Origin of the sequence: Zobellia sp. OII3 (genome assembly GCF_002211465.1) — a bacterium.
Classification (GTDB): domain Bacteria; phylum Bacteroidota; class Bacteroidia; order Flavobacteriales; family Flavobacteriaceae; genus Zobellia; species Zobellia galactanivorans.
Genome location: NZ_MWRZ01000002.1, coordinates 450608 through 467868 on the forward strand (window position 1 = coordinate 450608; position 17261 = coordinate 467868).

Consider the following 17261-nt stretch of genomic DNA (forward strand, 5'->3'; position numbering starts at 1 on the left):
GATGAAAAAGCAAATAATCGCACTAAGTATAATTCTATCGGCCATGACTATAAATGCCCAAAAACCATTGGCCAGGGCGGAAGTTTTTGCGACCGTAGATCAAGCTGTCGGGAATATTGCCTTTACCAACGAAGGGGGTTTGGTATACAGTCACCATCCATTTTTTGCCCCGGAAATTCGAGTGGTCAAGTTTGATAAAGAAACGAACACAACTACGCCATTTCCCAATTTGGAATGGAACACCCCTAGGGATACCGACGACAATTACCTGAGCAATGTTTTGGGTATCCGTAATGATGAAAACGGGATTATCTGGATGCTCGATATGGCCCAACGCAACGATGTTACGCCTAAAATCGTGGGTTGGAATACAAAAACCGATAAATTAGAACGTATTTATTACTTGCCAAAATCGGCAGTGCCGGCAATATCACAGCCCAACGATATGGTGGTCGATACCAAACACGGCTATTTTATCATCGCCGATGAAGGCATTGGCAATGGGGGAGATGGGAGCAAGGCAGCTTTTATCATCGTAGATATGAAAACAGGCAAAACGCGTCGTGTTTTAGAAGGTACCCGCACTACGAAACCTGAAAATACTCCTACCGTAATCAATGGCAAGCATCTGGCAGTAAATGGAAAGGACTTGCTGATCGGAAATGACGGAATTACTGCCGATGCTAATTTTGAATATGTCTATTACGGACCTTTGAACGGAACCAAAATCTACAGGGTCAAAACCTTGGATTTGATAGACGAAACCTTAACTGAGGCCGAGTTGGACCAAAAAATTGAAACCTATTCCGAAAAACCCAACAATGGGGGAATGTCGATTGACAAAGAGGGCAATCTCTATTTAACCGCTTTGGAAACCAAGAGTGTCGCTGTGGTTCTCGCAAAAGACCGAAGTGTCCATACGATGATAAAGGACGATAATCTGGTATGGCCCGATGGCGTGAGTTATAACCATACCGATGGTTACATGTATGTCTCGGCCGCCCAGGTAAACCATGGGGCCGTATTTAACGACGGGAAGGACAAATCAACAAAACCGTTTTACATTTTCAGGTTTAAACCAATTGAAGAAGGGGTTTCTTTTCGATAAATTCACACGCTCCAATAGTGACTAAAAAATGTTCTACCTAAAGGAAGTGTAAACAGCTTCCCATTGAAGAAAAAAACAAAGGATTATTTAGAAATATGGGTAGATAGCATCCATTCGGTTGTCATCGGATCAGTATAAGGAAGAAGCCACAACATATTGTGGCTTCTTCTGTTTTAGATAAGGTCATCCGATGCAATAGGCCAACTAGCGAGGAAACGTATGTTATTGTGGGTAACTTCCTGAGAGCGATACGATAAATTCCCCGCAATGGATATCATTTATGAAAATCGAGAGGAATTATTCCGGAAAGCCTTTCAATAGATTAGTAATAACTTATTGAAGGTATTACCTTTGCAGGCTACAGAAAAAGATAACATGCCAGAGACTCAATTTGAACTACAAGAAAAGAAAACGGACAAAGAACTTTACAGCTACCAGCAAGGTGCTATTAATCAAATATTTGAAAAGTTCGATAATGAAAGAGATGACTACCACCTGTTATATCAATTACCCACTGGTGGCGGAAAGACCGTAATTTTTTCCGAAATAGTCCGGCAATACCTCAAAAACCACTCGAAAAAGGTCTTGGTCATGACACACCGAGTAGAGCTCTGCAACCAGACTTCCAAAATGCTCACCAGTTTTGGAGTGGTCAATAAAGTTGTCGATAGCAAAGCCAATTTAGATGACCATGAACGCTACAGTTGCTATGTGGCCATGGTAGAAACATTGAACAACAGGCTTAACGACGGCATATTGGATATCTCTGACGTTGGTTTGGTCATTATAGATGAGGCCCATTACAATTCCTTTACAAAACTGTTTAAATTTTTCGAAAACTCCTTTATCCTTGGGGTTACCGCTACCCCCTTAAGTTCCAATAAGGACTTACCCATGAACCGCAACTACGATGAGTTGATTCCTGGGGAATCCATAGAAAATTTAATTAAAAATGATTTTTTGGCCAGGGCCGAAACCTACCAGTATGATATGGGGTTGACTTCTTTGGAGGTAGGTTCCAATGGGGATTATACGGTTAAATCTTCTTCGGACCTCTATACGAGTCCGTCCATGTTAAATAAATTACTGGAAGCTTATACGACCCATTCCAAGGGCAAAAAAACGCTGATATTCAACAACGGTATAGAAACCTCTATCCAGGTATACCACACCTTTAACAGTGCGGGCTTGCCCATTATGCATTTAGACAATACCGCTACCAAAAAACAACGAAAACATATTTTAAAGTGGTTTCATGAAACTCCCGACGCGATACTTACATCGGTAAGTATTTTGACGACTGGTTTTGATGAACCCACTATAGATACCATAATACTAAACCGGGCCACAAAATCCTTGACCTTGTACTACCAAATGATTGGTAGGGGGTCTAGGGTCTTGAACAACAAATCTAAATTTACCGTTATCGATCTTGGTAACAATATCTATCGTTTTGGTCCTTGGGGTGCAGATTTAGACTGGGAGGCCATTTTTAAATCACCTAATTTCTACATAGACCGTATCAAGGACGATGAAGCTATTGAAAGTACCTTTAAACATGAGTTGGCCGAGGACATTCGATCAGAATTTTCAAAATCTAAAGAGACTTATCTAGATATTAATGCCATTTACAAGGAAGCCACTTTTTCCGGGGAATCGTCTAAAGTGGTGTTGGAAAAATCCATTGAACAACATGCCTATATCTGTATAGAAAATAGCGAAGATGTATATGATGCCCTTGCATTGGCAAAGTTACTTAAAGAAGACATTGACAATAGGATACAAGTCTATGGCAAGTGTATCAGTAAAAGCACCTATAATTTTATAAGTTGGCTAAAACTGGATTACCAAAAAAAGCTCAACGCCTATCTTAGAGAAAATTTTGATGCCGTCTTTGAACAAATTCACGGCCATCCACCAGAAGATTAATCAAGTCCTATCATCTAAAAATAACGTGTTTTTTGGCGCATCTAACCCTCCTTAAAATAGGGTACATGTACAATGATACTCTAATTTGGGCCGATGCTTACGACAAGGCCAAAATTGAAGAGTTGCTTGCATTGAGCGATAATATAATATTCCATTAGAATAGATTATGGGAATATATTTTTCATAAAAAGAAAATAAGATCGAATTTTCGCAAAGTACTTTCGACTAAATTCGCAATATGAAAAATATATTGGTTCTATTTTCTCACCCTAAGTTTGAAAAATCTAGGGCGAATGTCATTCTAGTCGATAAGATTAAAGATAAAGAGGGGGTAACGTTTCACGACCTATATGAACGTTACCCCGACTTCAATATAGATGTAGATGCCGAAAAAGCGCTCATGAGTGCGCACGATATAATTATCTTCCATCACCCATTTTACTGGTACAGCTGCCCACCTTTAATGAAACAATGGATAGATGTGGTCTTGGAGTTCGGGTGGGCCTACGGACCAAATGGCACGGCCCTACAGTCTAAGAAATGCTTAAACGTTATCACTACCGGAGGCAGCAGGGAACTTTACTGCTCACAAGGAAGCAATAGTTATTCGGTAACCGAGTTCTTGCGACCTTTTGAACAAACGGCTAATTTGTGCGGTATGCAGTATCTACCACCTTTTGCGGTTATGGGCACACATAGAATACCAATTGAAGAGTTGCACGCCTACGCCGAGCAATACGATCGGTTATTGGATGTATTGCAACAAAATCTAAAGCGGGCCGATGTTCGCGGCTTTTCCTTTATAAACGATATTCCCCAATTACAAACAACAGATAAGATATGACAGGAAGTATTCTTTTTGAAGCCATAGTCTTTTTATTGGGCGCTATTATTTGTGTTTCTATCGCCAAACGACTGGGGCTAAGTTCGGTATTGGGCTATTTGTTGGCCGGGGTATTGATCGGCCCCTATGTATTGGGATTTATCGGTAACGAAGGGGAAGACATTCTTCACTTTGCCGAATTTGGCGTGGTGATGATGTTGTTCTTGATCGGTCTGGAAATTGAACCTAAGAATTTCTGGAAAATGCGAAAAACCATAGTCGGTATGGGAGGGCTTCAGGTAGCGGCCACCATGCTGCTTTCGTATTTCCTTTTTATTCTATTTGGGTTTAACAAAACCGTTGCCTTGACATTGGCTATGGCCACCGCCTTGTCTTCCACGGCCATTGCCCTGCAGACCATAAAAGAAAAAGGCTTGTTGAATACCAATTTTGGACAATCTTCATTCTCCATATTGCTGTTCCAGGATATCATTGTGATTTTCATGCTCGGCGCCTTGCCTTTGTTGGCCAATACGGATAAGCCCACTGTTGAACACAGTAGCGAACACGCCAATTTGCTTCAAAATCTCCCCCTAGGTCTACAGACCCTGGCGATTTTGGTGTCGGTAGTGGCCATTGTGGTCGCAGGGAAGTACCTTATAGTACCAATGTTGCGAAAAGTGGCCAAGACAGGGGTCAGGGAACTATTGATTGCCGCCGCCCTGCTTATTGTTTTCGGAATTTCCTTTTTAATGGAACTGGTCGGATTGAGTCCTGCCCTAGGGGCCTTCCTTGGCGGTGTAGTCTTGTCGAATAGTGAATTCAAACACGAATTGGAAAGCACCCTTGAACCGTTTAAAAACTTGCTATTAGGTCTGTTCTTTATGGCCGTAGGCGCTTCCATCAATTTTATCGTAATTGCGAACAGCCCATTAACCGTTGGGGGCATTTTACTCGCCGTTATAGTGCTAAAAGCCTTGGCGCTCTTTATTACGGGCTCGGTATTCAAATTAAAATTAAACCAGAAATTACTGTTGACTTTCGGACTCGCACAAATAGGGGAGTTCGCCTTTGTACTGTTGTCGTTCGCATTTCAATTGAACATTTTGGAACAGGATCAATTGGACATGATGCTGGTGGTTACGGCATTGACCATGACCTTTACCCCGATCATTGGCATGGTAAACGAACGTCTGCTTTTGCCCCGTTTGGGCACCAAGGAATCCATAAAAAGGCCCATGGACCACATAGCCAAGTCGCAAAAAGTAATTTTGGTGGGTTTCGGACATTTTGGAAGCACTGTGGGCCGATTTCTGCGCACCCATGGCGTAGAGGCCACCATCTTGGACCACGACTCCAATCGTGTCGATTTTTTGCGCAAAATGGGTTTTGAGGTCTATTATGGCGATGCCACTAGAACCGACCTACTGGAATCTGCGGGAATAGCCGAGGCCAATATTCTAATTTGTGCCATGGACAACCCCGATGTCATCAAGCAATTGGCCAAGACGGTTAAGGACAAATATCCACAGGTTAAAATCATGGTCCGTGCCAAAAACAGGTACGTAGCCTACGAGTTTCTAAATATGGAAATAGACCATATTTACAGGGAATCATTGGAAACTTCCCTTAAACTGGCGAGTGAAGTCCTTAGTCAAATGGGCTTTAGAAAATACACCTTACAGCGCCAAGTGCAGAACTTTATCAAATACGATGAAGACAGCCTTAGGCGTCTGGCCAAAGAAGGTCAAATAGGGGACGATAATTATATTTTTAAGGCGCGGAAAGAACTCGAACAACAAGAAAAATTATTGGAACAGGACTTCAAACGTGGGATTGTCGAGTTCGATAGCCACTGGGATAGTGAACAGATCAGGATGGCCCTAGAAAACCCAGAGACATAATGTTTTTCCCATGAAGGTAACCGAAGGTTTCTTAGCCTATGTTTTAGACCAGTTGGCCCAATGGGAAGGCGTCTATACCAAAAAAATGTTCGGAGGTGTGGCTTATTTTACGAAGGCCTAATGTTCGGTCTGGTCTATAACGATTCGGTAGCCCTAAAAGTCGATCTTAGTAACCAGTCAAAATATATAGCAGCGGGAGAAGCCCCCATTACCGTATTTAAAACCAACACCCCATTGCCTTCATACTATACCGTACCTGGTTCGGTCTTCGAAAATGCAAGCGATTTTGTGTCTTGGGCAAAGGAATCGTACCAAATACAGGTTCAAAAGCTCTAAAATCCCAAAAGGATACAAGTCTTAGAAATCAAATATTTATCAGGTAATTTTTCTTAAACATCTTTTCGTACAGATCTAAGCTGAACATATAAAGCTGGGCAGGTCTTTTTGATACCCCAACTTGTTTTTCATCTAGGGCTATAATGTATTTTTTCTTAATTAGTTTCCTCCTGAAATTTCTATTATCGATTTCTATTCCCAATATAGATTGGTAGAGGTCCTGAACTTCATTTATGGTAAACTTATCAGGAAGGAGCTTAAAAATAATGGGCTCCGATAAGCATTTTGTCTTAAGATCTTCATAAGCCTCCAATATGATCTTTTCGTGGTCAAATCCGAGTTCGGGCAAATCGTTGACGGGAAACCATTTGGCCTGGTACTTATTGTTCTTTAAGTCAACATCGTCCGTTTTCAATAAAAAGTAATACGCAATAGTGATGGTTCTTGAATTGAATCCTTCATTCCGAATCCAGATAAGGTCTTTCTCGTTCGTTAATCGATCCGGATTTCCAAAGGCCTTAAACTGCTTTTTGTACTGGTCGGTCAAACCGGTCAATTCCTTTAAAACCCTCGTTGCCGTTTCATCAAGGGTTTCCTTTTGATAAACGTGATAACCCGTCAGCACATAATCGTTTACCAAGACCTCTTCTTCCCTTTCCAAAAATCGTTTGATCAATAAAACATTTAAGGATTTAGTGTTTATATCATATCCAAAAACGACACAATCAACGGATATATTCAATATTTTTTCGGGTTCCATAAGTAAGTTGTATTACGAAAATAGAGATTTACAATATTTGAGGTGAATATAATAAAATTAAGTATAAACGTACTTCATACGCTATAAAATAACACCTATTCGTTTTATCAAATGCGTACAAAATTCCTCATAACATACTGATAAAATGATAGTTTGCAAGTTTTTTTGATAAAATATTAGGATATTATAAATCTATTTATTTACATTTGAAAAATTAAACGTACAAATGACGTTTGTTAGTTTTAAAGCAAATTAAAACTGTGATCTTGAAAAAAACCAAAACCCCAATACAGAAGTATCGTACGGATCTACCTTCTAAAAAACAAAGAAGCTATTTTCAGGATTTATGTTTGTATAGCTGTTTTTTTCTTGGAGTGCTCAATTCAACTTCCGCACAGGAAGAAGTAAAGGAAGTTGAATATAGGCCGTTCCGTATCGGGGCGCATTTAAAAAATATGCATACCTGGCATGGGTCCGTGGTTCATCCGGGCGCGGTATTGGCGAGCCATATCGAGTACAACTCCGAAAACACAAAATTTACTTTCGGTTTTTGGGGAGGTGCCAGTTTTTCAACGGTCGACGTAGTCAATAGCGATACCGAAGAAAATGTACCCGCCTATTACAAGGAGGTTTCGATTTATTCAAAATATCGTTTTTCCGATTCGTTTTTTGTTGAAGCGGTATCGCATAACAACTATACGGGAGTAGAGGAGAGGGGCGATGACCTGCACTATTGGGGTTATGACAAAACCCAAGGTTACAATTTCGTAGACCTAAGCTTGGGTTACCACCCGACCCCGAATACCCTATTGTATTTTGCGACCATTATCAACGGGGGGTCGGGAGATTACGAACTGCAGGATAACGGAAGGTTAAAGAACTCGTGGACCCACTATTTTGAAGTGAGCGGTAAGGTTTGGAAAAACAAAACCTCCTCTTTATCGCTTTTTGCCGGTGGGGCATGGTCTTTCCTTACCAACAAGACATTTTACACTACAAATTCGGGCAATATCATAAATGTAGGGGCTACCTTTACTAGAAGCCTTGCCTTTGGCTCGTATGCACTGCCCATTGAAGTAATGGCCATGTGGAATCCAGAAAAGGAACTAACCGTTTTACAATTGGACATTATGATCCTATAGCTATCAAAAAATTTCACTCGATAATCGAGATTAAATACTCCGAGGCTTGCCTCATAATCAAGGTGTATTCCTGTTAATCCCTCGCGGGCTTGCCCCGAGGTAGTTTACTCAACGAAAACTAAAATCCAAATGAAACTCAACAAACATCTGCCCGTAAAACACCTGCTAAGGTTATTTGTGGTATCTACCATTTTACTTAACGCCTTAGGGTGTGCCGAACCCATTGAAAAGTCCGATAACACCCAAAAGGGTGAATTGAACGAAGATGGACTGATAGAAAGTGCCATCGATCTTTCAGGAAAAACCATTGGCTATTGCAGCCCCACTTTAAATGCGCCTTATTATCAGGCCTTGTTAAAAAGCATTCAAGAAACCACGGAAAAAAACGGAATGACCTTTTTGTCCGCCGACGGGCAAGACGATATCAGCAAACAGGTATCGGCCGTGGAAGATTTGATTACAAAGGGGGTAGACGCCTTGCTCTTGAACCCTAAAGACCCCGATGCCTTGGTAGGGGTCACCAAATTGGCCAAGGCCGCTGGCATCCCCGTTTTTATAATCGATAGCTCAATCGACCCTTCCGCCGAATATGTGACTACGATACAGTCCAATAATTTGGCCAACGGTGCCCTTGCGGGAGAGTGGTTGGCCAAAAAATTCGGGAGTAAAAAAATGAACATTGCCCTACTTAGCGGCAATGCGGGGAATCCGGTCGGAAGAACCCGAAAACAAGGACTCTTACAGGGGATAGCCGAAGAACAGCTAAGAAGTTTGGGCTACATCGATTTGAACGTTAAAACCCAAATGTATACGGAATGGTCTTATGCTGGAGGACTAAAGGCCATGGAAGATATTTTAGTGGCCCACCCAGACATCAATGTGGTTATTACCGAGTCCGATGTTTGTGTCCTCGGTGCCATAAAAGCCATTGCCCAGGCAGGAAAAACGGATGACATCCTGATTGTCGCGGGTGCCGACGGACAAAAAGAGGCCATTAAGTACATCATGGATACCGATTTCTATGGCTGTACCGCTATGAACAGTCCGGTTCAGATAGGTAAAAACGCCGTCACTTATGCGATTCAATATATGAACGGTAAGCGGGATTTTTCTAAAACATCGTTTACCGCCCCTTTGCTTATCACCAAAGAAAACGCTGCTCAGTATTACAATCCAGATGCATTGTTTTAACCCCTTATAATGGACGATATGCAAAATACAAAAAGCGAGTATAGACTTGAAATGACCGGAATATCAAAAAGTTTCGGAATCGTTTCAGTGCTGAAGGATGTCAATTTAAGGGTAAAGCATGGTGAAATCCATGCCCTACTTGGCGAAAACGGAGCGGGGAAATCCACTTTGATGAAAATACTAAGCGGGGTACACCAAAGGGATACCGGTCGCGTATTGCTCAATGGAGAGGAAATACATCCTAAAAACACCCATGAAGGCCGGGTCATGGGTATTAGCGTAGTATACCAAGAACTATCATTGATCAATGACCTCTCCGTAGCGGAAAACATATACCTGCATAAGTTGGGGGCCAGTAAGTTTTGGATGAACTGGAAGGAAATAACCAAGGATGCCCAAGAATTGATCAACTCCTTAGGTTTTGATATCGATGCCTCGGCCACGGTAAGGAACCTGAGTATTGTACAAAAACAAGTGGTAGAGATTGCCAAGGCGATTTCGGAAGACACCAAGGTTTTGGTTTTAGATGAGCCCACTACGGTATTTGACCCCACCGACACCCAAAAACTATTTGACAATTTGTTCAAACTTAGGGAGCGGGGTATTTCCATCATTTACATTTCGCATCACCTAGAGGAGATTTTCAAAATAGCCGACACCGTAACCGTGCTTAAGGATGGTGTAGATACGGGGAGTATGCCCGTTTCCGAAACCGATGCCGATGCCGTAATTCGATTGATGATCGGTAGGGAATTGAAAGATATGTTCCCGCCAAGGAACATAAAGGTAGGGAACGAAGCCATTTTTGAGGTCAAGGATTTGACGGCAAAAAACACCCTAGTACACAATGTTTCCTTTTCCGTAAAGCCTGGTGAAGTACTAGGTATTGCGGGACTAGGGGGAAGCGGAAGGACAGAAACCGCAAAATTGATCTTCGGAGCGGATAAAAAGAAATCGGGAAGCATTTTCTTGAACGGAAAGGAAATTCAAACCAAATCCCCTGCCGATGCAGTGAAGCAAGAAATAGGCCTGGTCTGTGAAGACAGAAAGGAAGAGGGCGTGTTCTTACCCCTGTCCATCCGAAAGAACATCAGTGTGACCAATTTTAAGTCCATTTCAAACCGGTTCGGCTTTATCAATGTCGAAAAAGAATACGCCAAGGTCCAGGAGCTGATAGAAAAACTCAACATCAAAACGCCTAGCTCTGGGGTACCGGTCGAAAACCTAAGTGGGGGTAACCAACAAAAAGTGGCCTTGGCCAAGTGGCTGAGTATAGACAGTAAGGTAATCATCATAGATGAGCCTACCCGAGGTGTCGATGTTGGCGCAAAAGTAGAAATCTACAACCTGATCAACGAAGTGGCCAAAAGAGGCGTCGGCGTTGTGGTCATCTCATCGGATATGCCCGAAATAATGGGTATTGCCGATAGAATTCTGGTGATGTACAAAGGAACGATCTATGGGGAACTGCCCAAAGAAAAATTTTCCGAAGAAAACATACTTCGTTACGCAATTGGAAAACCACTAAAAAATTAACTCAAAAACTTAAACGATGGCTTTAACTTTAAAACAACAACTGAGCAGCCCGGGCGGTGTGCTTAAGTTCTTAATAAAATACAACACCATATTCATCTTCTTGTTATTGGTGCTGTTTTCCGCAATCATTTCAGATGTATTCTTTACCTCGGTGAACCTAAGTAACCTTTTAAAGCAAGTATCGGGTATCGGTATTATAAGTATCGGCATGTTGATCGTCATCTTGACCGGCGGAATAGATTTGTCCGTAGGTTCCATGGTGGCCCTATTGGCCGTGACCTTTGCCATTCTCGTTAATATTTTCGCCTTGCCCTTGGCCATTCTTATTACCATTGCCATCGGATTTGGCCTGGGCAGTGTTTCGGGCTATTTGGTGGCTTACCAAAAAATGGCGCCCTTTATCGCAACCTTGGCGTTAATGACCGTAGCGCGGGGAATGGGCTTTATTTACTCTAAAGGCTCTCCGGTAACTTTCAAGACCTATGGCGGTTTATTTATGTCGGATTTTGCCAATAATTCCTTTTTGGGCATACCCAATATTGCCATTGTGTTTTTTATAATCGTGATTTTGGCGATGGTCATGCTCCGTCACAACGTTTTCGGGAGAATCGTCATTGCCATAGGAAGTAACGAGGAAGCCTCTCGACTCTCTGGAATCAAGGTAAACAAGTACAAGTTTTTGGTCTATGCCATATCTGGGGCCTTGGCGGCCATTTCGGCCATCATCGTAGCTTCGAGAACCAACCTAGGCTCACCCAATATGGGCATGGCCTGGGAACTGGATGCCATTGCCGCCGTAGTAATCGGCGGCGCCAGTTTAAATGGCGGTAGGGGTACGGCCATAAATACCTTGATGGGGGTATTGATCTTAGGCTTGATCAGCAATATCCTAAATCTTTTAAACGTGCCTTCATATCCACAGCAAGTCGTAAAAGGAGGGATCATCATTTTTGCCGTATTGCTTCAACGATTTGAGAATAAATAAACAAAGATCTTCCATGAAAAATTATAAATTAAACAGCACTAATCTTTCCCATATTTCAGAAAGAGTTTCAGTTCCAAAATACAACAGATCTAAGCTTAAAACGGGCATCGTACATGTGGGTATCGGTGGGTTTCACCGGGCACATGAAGCTTTTTATACCGATCAACTACTGCAAGACGAATCCGTCACGGATTGGGGGATATGTGGCGTAGCCCTTTTGGATTTCGACACTAAGATCTACAATACCCTAAAAGAACAAGACGGCTTGTACACCTTGATCGTCAAGGAACTGGACGGCACCCATACCCGACAGGTCATCGGTTCCATCGTTGAATATCTCTTCGCTCCGGAAGCCCCCATAAAGGTTATCGAAAAAATGGCGAGTCCTGAAGTCAAAATTATCACCTTGACCATTACCGAAGGTGGGTATAACTATAACGAGGCCACCAAAAAATTCGACTTTGACAATCCCTTGATCCAACATGATCTAACACATCCCAACAGCCCTAAGACCATTTTTGGTTACCTGACCCAAGCTTTAAAACTGAGAAAGGATAGAGGTCTCAAAGGATGTACCATTCAGTCTTGCGACAACATTCAGGGGAATGGCCATATGGCCAAAAGGATGTTGCTCACTTATGTTTCCACCGCAGCACCTGATTTGGTGGAATGGATAGAAAGCCATGTGTCTTTTCCCAATGCCATGGTCGACAGAATAACCCCGGCGACCTCGGAAGCCGATATTATAAACTTACGGGAAACTACCGGTATTGAAGATGCCTGGCCCGTGGTATGCGAACCTTTTAAACAATGGGTCATAGAAGATGATTTTATTGAGGGAAGGCCGGCATGGGAAACCGTAGGGGCACAATTTGTAAACAATGTCGAGCCCTATGAAAAAATGAAACTGAGCCTTCTAAACGCCGGACATTCCGTACTGGGCATTCTAGGCGCGCTACTAGGATACGATACCATAGATGAAGCGGTGAACAACCCAAACGTAAGAAGCTTTTTGAACAGCTATATGGATGTCGAGGTGAGTCCCGTTTTAGGCGATTTGGAAGGCATCGATTTAAGTGACTACAAGCGATCCCTGTTGGAAAGGTTTGGAAACATCAATATAAAAGACCAGATCGATAGAATCTGCTCTGAAAGTTCCGCCAAGATCCCCATATTTATTTTACCGACCGTAAATGCCCAATTAACGGAAAACGGACCCATAAAGCGCGCCGCCTTTGTCATTGCGGCTTGGGCAATCTATAGCTTGGGGAAAGATGAAAAAGGCCATGTCCTGAATATCAAGGACGCCATGGCTTCCTTGATAAGTGAAAAAGCCAAGGTCGCGGTAGAAAACCCGAAGACCTTTTTGGAAATAGAGTCGGTATTCGGAAAACTCAAAAACGATTCAAGCTTTGTAGAGGCGTACACCCAAGCCTATAAAAACATTATGGACCAAGGTGTGGAAAAATGTGTGATCGCTATAAACCGTAACCAGGAGAACAACAATTAAATGAAAAATATAGTCTGTTTTGGGGAAGTTTTATGGGATGTTTTCCCCACACACGAAAAAATTGGGGGAGCCCCCTTGAACGTAGCGTTACGCTTACAATCCTTAGGTAACCAGGTATCCATCATCAGTAGGATAGGTGAGGATGAAAAAGGCAAGGAGATAGAGAAAAGCATCATAGAAAAAGGGATTAACGCCGAAAACTTACAAGTAGATCAAGAGTTGAACACGGGAATAGTACAGGTAAGCTTGTCCCAAAACGGTTCCGCTTCCTATGAGATTACATTTCCCAGGGCTTGGGACAACATAAAAATAGACGACAAGGCGATAAAAGCGACCCAAGGGGCCGACGCCTTTATTTACGGGAGTTTAGTAGCTCGCGACAAACGATCCAAACATACGCTTTACGAGTTATTAAAATTAGCAAAGTATAAGATTTTTGACGTGAATCTCAGGGCGCCCTATTATAACATGGAAGTTCTGGGCCACTTGATGAAAGCGGCGGATTTTATTAAGTTCAACGACGATGAGATTTTGGAAATCGGTCAAGAACTGGGCTCCGAATCAAATGCTTTGGAACAGAACATTAGTTTTATAGCAAAACGTACCGATACAAAATCTATCTGTGTAACACGTGGGGCGCATGGGGCTATTTTGTACTACAAGGATAACTTTTACCAGAATAAGGGCTACCCCATTGAAGTTGTGGATACCGTAGGGGCCGGCGATTCTTTTTTGGCATCATTGACCAACGGCTTAATAAAAATGGAAGACCCGCAAAAAACCATAGATTTCGCCTGTGCCATAGGAGCTATGGTAGCCGGTAGGGAAGGGGCCAATCCGATATTTACCCCGGAAGAAATCCAAGCCTTTATCAAAAGTCGCCAATAAATCACGACATGGCTTAAAGACATAAAAGCAGCCGCCCGTAATAAGGGACAGCTGCTTTTTATTTACAAATTGTTTCGTGATCAGTTACACGAAGTAATACTACCTAGATTTTGGTTACATACTTTAGGGGTATTATACTTTACGTTTAAAACGTAATTATTGGGAAAGCCCTGAACACTGGAGGTGCTTACATTGACGTTATAATTGCCAAGGCTGTTGTCCCTTTTCGTGTTATCGATGGTAACTCCCAAGGAGGGTCCGTTATACTCGAACCCATCTGGACCTGGCCGACAAACCTTAGAACGTTCCGAACAGGGTAAATAGGATAAGAATGCCTGCTTGAGTTTGGCGCCAGTACTCTTATAGGTTGCCTTAACATTGGTTACCTTAGATGTGGCGAATTTCCCTGGTTTGATTCCGCTAACGGCAGGATTGGAGTGGTTATACGCCGCTTCGTTAAAGTCGTTTGCGATACGTGCCGCCCATGTTCTTCCGTTATTACGTTTGTACACGACTTCTACCGAGCCAGCTCCTAGAATACCTTCAATATAGTTCTTGAAAGCGTCGGCACTTGCCCTATTCCCCTTATCGAAAATCTCTATAAAACCGTGCTCTACACGTACGGCATATGCACAACCGATGGCGGTTACATCATCTATGGTCACTTTACCGTTTTCCATAAAATGGGGAGAGAACATTACCGGGGTCAAGCCATTGGTATTCTTGATCTTTGTAGCAAAAATATCCCTTACCCCCCCTTTTTTAGCGGTTTTCATAGCGAGGTTGTCGGTTTCTAAACGCAAGGTTACCCCGCCCGTACAACTTAGATTGTTGAACAGAATGTTATCTGCCGCGTACGCCTGTATGAGTCCATATCCCGTATGGGCATTCGCCTGGTCTATATTCTCAATAATACCTTTATGTGGCCAAGCATTGCCTGCCTTATCCGTAAAGCTTACCAATATCGAAGCAAAGATGGTTTTTTCATCCTTGATCGTAAAATTCGATATTTTAAAGTTGGTTACGTTACCAACATCGGCTACAATTTGGTTTTTAGAACTGTTGCCTCTTAGGTCTACTATAAACTTACCTCCTTTACCCACTATACTGGCGTTTTCTATTTTTTCCTCTGTTTTACTGGCAAAATCAAAAATTCTGTGATTCTTCGCAGGAGTCAACCCCTTGGTCGGATAGATTACCGTTCCCTTTTCTATTTCAAGATGTACATTAGAGCGCATTCTAATTTTGGTCAAATAGTACTTTCCCTTAGGAAGGGTCAGTATACCACCGGTATCCGATAAATCTTTGATAGCCAGGTTTAATTTGCTACTATCATCGTTCTGATCATTGTGGTTAACACCGTAATCCGTGACCAGGTTTTTTTTATTGGCCCGTACATTCTGACCCGGTGGGGTATAAAATGAAGAAGCCGCGGCCCTCAATTCAGTTGGAACTTCCGAAATTTCGGAGGTATCGTTTTCCGTCACTTCTTTGGTGCATCCTATTGCCATTATGGCAATTGACGCTAAATAAACAGGTTTAAATTGTAATTTCATTGTAAGAATTTAAGGTTAATAATGTCGCAATCTATAGTGTATTTTCCTACTTATATAGAAGTTAATTAATACACTTAAACACTATTTTACCTTTACCCCCCCCTTCCGACAGGGGCCAATTATAAGTAACGGTCCTACACCCTTCCACCTCTTTTACACAACCACCTGATATTAAGTATTTTATAATTAGCAAGCCCCAAGAATTCAAGAGGTTAATAAAATGTAAGTCAAAAAAGAAGGCATCATTTATTAAACTAGAATTGCACCAAAACCAGATTAACTCCCTATAGTTTAAACGTATACATCAAAGGGTATGAAGAATAGTTTTCACAAAAAAACTTCCCATAACAAGAATGGAATAGTAGAACCCAAATAAATAAGGGGCACAATTTCAAAAAATTTAGAAAGGCCGATAGGTTAAGGATAATTTGTAGAAAACCTATGTTTTACAAGCCTGTATTGAGATAATGTAGAGTTATTTTCTGCACTTGTCAAGTTTTTTTCGAGGTGCGTTTTTGAAATAAAAACCTTACAAATTTTAGTTTTGCACTCAAGAAATTATAAAACATACCCCATGAACTTAACTAAAATGGCTGTTTTCGCAGCAAGTCTATTTTGTCTCGCCTGCAAGAATGATATAGATACCGAATTGGAAAAAAAATCCATACCGGAATCTGAAATTCAAAAGTCGGAAGAAAAACTACCGAACGAAGAAGAATTGACCCCGACCGACCCCGATGAAGAAACGAACAAGGAAGAAACTGTTACAGCGAACGCGACCTATGATTTTACCGGAAACACCCCACCTCCGGCACCCCAAGGCATGAAATGGGTAAAAATATCACAACTTTCCGATGAGTTCAACAATGGTTTCAATACTGATAAATGGACCAAATCGCTTTGGAACTATGGTGTACCCGTACAAATGAAGGCCGAAAACTCTGGAGTTAGCGATGGCAAACTGTGGATCAAAGCTACCTTGGGCAACGACCCCGAGCGTTGGTTCGAAACCTCCCGTGTTATGTCGAAGGCCCAAGTCAATTACCCCATGTATACCGTAAGCCGTATTAAAGGGGCCCATATTTCGGCCTATAATACCTTTTGGTTGAACAATGGGAATATTTCCAACCGTAACGAAATTGACGTTATAGAGAATAACTCCAACCCCTCCTGTAACTGTCAGCCCGATTTCCCTTGGCAAATGAATTCGCAATATTTTCACGTGGTCAATGACGATACCAAACGTAATAAGGGCAATTTTGACAATCGCGAACTCTCCGATGCCAACCCGCTTAAGGGCGTAGCTTGGAACGAAGAATACCACACCTTTGGCGTTTGGTGGAAAGACGCCACACACATTCAATTTTACCTAGATGGCGAACCCGCCGGAAGCGTGGTTTCGGCACGTGATTTTACCCGTGAGCTAAATATCATATGGGACCTATGGACGGTTGATGCCGATTGGCTCGGGGGACTTGCCAAAAAGGAACATCTGTCGAACAACAATATCAACACCATGAAAATAGACTGGATACATACCTATCAATTGGTAGAGGAATAACTATTCATAATAGTGAGTTGTTTAGTTGAATA

At 42.1% G+C, this 17261-nt stretch carries 14 protein-coding genes; 12 read left to right on the forward strand and 2 right to left on the reverse strand.

Annotated elements, in window-relative coordinates:
* The first annotated feature begins 1 nt into the window (after nucleotide 1).
* From B4Q04_RS09140 to B4Q04_RS09160, 5 genes are all read left to right on the forward strand, one after another.
* Nucleotides 2–1108: an L-dopachrome tautomerase-related protein gene (locus B4Q04_RS09140; protein ID WP_088696623.1), complete on the forward strand. Its 1107-nt coding sequence runs from the start codon at nucleotides 2–4 to the stop codon at nucleotides 1106–1108.
* A 375-nt stretch (nucleotides 1109–1483) separates the two neighbouring features.
* Complete coding sequence (locus tag B4Q04_RS09145) at nucleotides 1484–3037, forward strand: DEAD/DEAH box helicase (protein ID WP_013995576.1); 1554 nt, start codon at nucleotides 1484–1486, stop codon at nucleotides 3035–3037.
* A 238-nt stretch (nucleotides 3038–3275) separates the two neighbouring features.
* A complete protein-coding gene (locus tag B4Q04_RS09150; RefSeq protein WP_013995578.1) occupies nucleotides 3276–3881 on the forward strand; it encodes an NAD(P)H-dependent oxidoreductase in 606 nt (201 codons plus the stop codon).
* Nucleotides 3878–5764: a monovalent cation:proton antiporter-2 (CPA2) family protein gene (locus tag B4Q04_RS09155; protein WP_088696624.1), complete on the forward strand. Its 1887-nt coding sequence runs from the start codon at nucleotides 3878–3880 to the stop codon at nucleotides 5762–5764. The genes B4Q04_RS09150 and B4Q04_RS09155 overlap by 4 nt, the downstream gene beginning before the upstream one ends.
* Before the next feature lie 120 nt (nucleotides 5765–5884).
* Nucleotides 5885–6100 (forward strand): TfoX/Sxy family protein, encoded by a 216-nt coding sequence (locus tag B4Q04_RS09160; RefSeq protein WP_161496057.1) that lies wholly within the window; start codon nucleotides 5885–5887, stop codon nucleotides 6098–6100.
* Nucleotides 6101–6128: 28 nt separating this feature from the next.
* Here the strand turns inward: B4Q04_RS09160 and B4Q04_RS09165 are convergent, their stop codons facing one another.
* The gene (locus B4Q04_RS09165) at nucleotides 6129–6860 is read right to left on the reverse strand and encodes an NUDIX hydrolase (RefSeq protein WP_013995581.1); all 732 of its coding nucleotides are present in this window, start codon (nucleotides 6858–6860) and stop codon (nucleotides 6129–6131) included.
* A 266-nt stretch (nucleotides 6861–7126) separates the two neighbouring features.
* Here B4Q04_RS09165 and B4Q04_RS09170 point away from each other — a divergent pair, with 266 nt between their 5' ends.
* From B4Q04_RS09170 to B4Q04_RS09195, 6 genes are all read left to right on the forward strand, one after another.
* Nucleotides 7127–8002 carry a hypothetical protein gene (locus tag B4Q04_RS09170; protein ID WP_201723387.1) on the forward strand — a complete coding sequence of 292 codons (876 nt, stop codon included), beginning with the start codon at nucleotides 7127–7129 and terminating at the stop codon, nucleotides 8000–8002.
* Between the two features lie 129 nt (nucleotides 8003–8131).
* On the forward strand, nucleotides 8132–9193 hold the full coding sequence (locus B4Q04_RS09175; protein ID WP_013995583.1) for a substrate-binding domain-containing protein: 1062 nt from the start codon (nucleotides 8132–8134) through the stop codon (nucleotides 9191–9193).
* Between the two features lie 18 nt (nucleotides 9194–9211).
* Entirely contained in the window at nucleotides 9212–10729 is a 1518-nt protein-coding gene (locus B4Q04_RS09180; protein ID WP_046288110.1) for a sugar ABC transporter ATP-binding protein, read from the forward strand.
* Nucleotides 10730–10745: 16 nt separating this feature from the next.
* Entirely contained in the window at nucleotides 10746–11714 is a 969-nt protein-coding gene (locus tag B4Q04_RS09185) for an ABC transporter permease (protein WP_013995585.1), read from the forward strand.
* Between the two features lie 13 nt (nucleotides 11715–11727).
* Entirely contained in the window at nucleotides 11728–13224 is a 1497-nt protein-coding gene (locus B4Q04_RS09190; RefSeq protein WP_013995586.1) for a mannitol dehydrogenase family protein, read from the forward strand.
* On the forward strand, nucleotides 13225–14112 hold the full coding sequence (locus tag B4Q04_RS09195; protein ID WP_088696626.1) for a carbohydrate kinase family protein: 888 nt from the start codon (nucleotides 13225–13227) through the stop codon (nucleotides 14110–14112).
* 80 nt (nucleotides 14113–14192) lie between these two features.
* On the opposite strand, the gene B4Q04_RS09200 is transcribed toward B4Q04_RS09195, so the two are convergent.
* Nucleotides 14193–15668, reverse strand: coding sequence for an Iota-carrageenase (locus tag B4Q04_RS09200; protein WP_088696627.1), 1476 nt, complete (start codon nucleotides 15666–15668; stop codon nucleotides 14193–14195).
* 574 nt (nucleotides 15669–16242) lie between these two features.
* Here B4Q04_RS09200 and B4Q04_RS09205 point away from each other — a divergent pair.
* Entirely contained in the window at nucleotides 16243–17229 is a 987-nt protein-coding gene (locus B4Q04_RS09205; RefSeq protein WP_013995590.1) for a family 16 glycosylhydrolase, read from the forward strand.
* The last annotated feature ends 32 nt before the right edge of the window (nucleotides 17230–17261 follow it).

Bases quoted from the DNA above. Each gene is read 5' to 3' on its own strand.
- B4Q04_RS09140 (WP_088696623.1), top strand. From the start codon at position 2: ATGAAAAAGCAAATAATCGCACTAAGTATAATTCTATCGGCCATGACT.
- B4Q04_RS09145 (WP_013995576.1), top strand. From the start codon at position 1,484: ATGCCAGAGACTCAATTTGAACTACAAGAAAAGAAAACGGACAAAGAA.
- B4Q04_RS09150 (WP_013995578.1), top strand. From the start codon at position 3,276: ATGAAAAATATATTGGTTCTATTTTCTCACCCTAAGTTTGAAAAATCT.
- B4Q04_RS09155 (WP_088696624.1), top strand. From the start codon at position 3,878: ATGACAGGAAGTATTCTTTTTGAAGCCATAGTCTTTTTATTGGGCGCT.
- B4Q04_RS09160 (WP_161496057.1), top strand. From the start codon at position 5,885: ATGTTCGGTCTGGTCTATAACGATTCGGTAGCCCTAAAAGTCGATCTT.
- B4Q04_RS09165 (WP_013995581.1), bottom strand. From the start codon at position 6,860: ATGGAACCCGAAAAAATATTGAATATATCCGTTGATTGTGTCGTTTTT.
- B4Q04_RS09175 (WP_013995583.1), top strand. From the start codon at position 8,132: ATGAAACTCAACAAACATCTGCCCGTAAAACACCTGCTAAGGTTATTT.
- B4Q04_RS09180 (WP_046288110.1), top strand. From the start codon at position 9,212: ATGCAAAATACAAAAAGCGAGTATAGACTTGAAATGACCGGAATATCA.
- B4Q04_RS09185 (WP_013995585.1), top strand. From the start codon at position 10,746: ATGGCTTTAACTTTAAAACAACAACTGAGCAGCCCGGGCGGTGTGCTT.
- B4Q04_RS09190 (WP_013995586.1), top strand. From the start codon at position 11,728: ATGAAAAATTATAAATTAAACAGCACTAATCTTTCCCATATTTCAGAA.
- B4Q04_RS09195 (WP_088696626.1), top strand. From the start codon at position 13,225: ATGAAAAATATAGTCTGTTTTGGGGAAGTTTTATGGGATGTTTTCCCC.
- B4Q04_RS09200 (WP_088696627.1), bottom strand. From the start codon at position 15,668: ATGAAATTACAATTTAAACCTGTTTATTTAGCGTCAATTGCCATAATG.
- B4Q04_RS09205 (WP_013995590.1), top strand. From the start codon at position 16,243: ATGAACTTAACTAAAATGGCTGTTTTCGCAGCAAGTCTATTTTGTCTC.